This is a genomic window from Psychromonas sp. Urea-02u-13, assembly GCF_002835995.1.
In the GTDB taxonomy this organism is placed as follows: Bacteria; Pseudomonadota; Gammaproteobacteria; order Enterobacterales; family Psychromonadaceae; genus Psychromonas.
The window spans coordinates 1-1,696 of sequence record NZ_PJBZ01000191.1 but is presented as its reverse complement, the minus strand read 5'-3'; the positions used below and the strand labels follow the sequence as shown (position 1 = coordinate 1,696).

General features: G+C 36.8%; 1 protein-coding gene. It reads left to right on the top strand.

Annotated features, from left to right (window positions below; genetic code table 11):
- The first annotated feature begins 92 nt into the window (after positions 1–92).
- A complete protein-coding gene (locus CXF74_RS21290) occupies positions 93–1,688 on the top strand; it encodes an IS66 family transposase (protein ID WP_101084637.1) in 1,596 nt (531 codons plus the stop codon).
- The last annotated feature ends 8 nt before the right edge of the window (positions 1,689–1,696 follow it).

The window sequence follows — 1,696 nt, the reverse complement described above, 5'->3', positions numbered from 1 at the left end:
ATCTCAAGATCATTTGAAATTCATAAAGATCGACTTGATTGATCTTTTAAAGCGATCACAATGGCTAATATGAATTGCATTGTGAACGCCATATGATATTAAAATTACCCGAGATTCCTGATAGTGAGCAGACTCCTCTTATAAAAGGATTGCTTAGTATTATTGAACAACTTGCCGATCAAAACCAAAAACTCAAAGAAGAAGTGAGTATTTTGAAAGATGATATTCGGGTATTAAAAGGTGAGAAAAAAAGACCTAAATTTAAAGCAAGCAAACTAGATCAAAAAACAAACGACGAGACTAAAAAAAAGAGTAAGAAAAAGCAACGTGCGAATAAGAAAGAATTAACCATTCATGTTGAAGCGATAATAAAGCCTGACAATATCCCGCAAGGCTCTCGCTTTAAAGGCTATCAAGATTTTACAGTTCAGGATCTCGTTATCAAACCGAAAAACACGCGTTACCGCTTAGAGCGCTGGTTAACTCCGGAAGGAAAAATATTAACAGGCACATTACCAGATTCGTTAGAGCATCGTCATTATGGTCCCAATATCGTTACCTATTTGTTGTATCAGCACCACCACTGCCAAGTTACTCAGCCTCTGTTATTAGAGCAGTTAAGAGAGTGGGGGATTATTATTTCCTCTGGCCAATTAGATCGATTACTGACAACAAATAAAGAACGATTCCACAAGGAAAAAGACGATTTACTTGAAGTCGGCTTAGCGCAATCGAGTTACGTTACCGTAGATGACAGTGGCGCAAGGCATAAAGGAAAAAATGGCTATGTAACGCATATCGGTAATGACTTTTTTGCATGGTTCAGCTCAACAGCAAAAAAAAGCAGAGCTAATTTTTTATCGTTATTACAAGGTAAGAAAACCGTTTATTTTCTGTGTGAAGATGCCTTTGAATACATGCTGACTCGTAAACTTCCGGCCTTGCAAATAGAAAAATTGAAAGCCTTAACTGAGCTTGAATATTCAGATGAAGATAGCTGGCAGGAATTACTCGAATCAATTGATATCACAAGCATACACCACGTTCGCAGTGCCACCGAAGGGGCATTAATGGGGGCTTTATTAAAAGATAATAATCTTGATCATTTAGCAATAATCAGTGATGGCGCAGGGCAATTCAATATACTTCAGCATGGCTTGTGCTGGGTACATGCAGAGCGTCTTATCCATACTATGATCCCTTTAAATGAAAAGCATCGCGAAGATATTAAAACAGTTAGGGGAAAAATTTGGGAGCTGTATAAGGGACTCAAGCAGTATAAATTATCACCAGAAAAGCAGGAGGCGAAAAGGTTATCAGAGCAATTCGATAATATTTTCAGTCAAAAAACAAGTTATGAAATATTAAATCAATGCTTACGGCGACTCGCTAAACTAAAAGAAAAATTATTATTAGTGCTAAAGCGACCTGATGTACCACTGCATACTAATGGAAGTGAATCAGATATTCGGGATTATGTAAAAAAACGAAAAGTGAGCGGAGGCACCCGAAGTGATTTAGGGCAAAAATGCAGGGATACTTTTATCAGTTTAAAAAAAACGTGCCGTAAATTAAATATCTCATTTTGGGAGTATTTATCTGATCGTCATAATGAACAAAAAATGCCCTTATTATCTGAAATAGTCAAAATACGGCTAACTTCTTTAAATACTGCCACAGGTTTATGAGAAGTTAC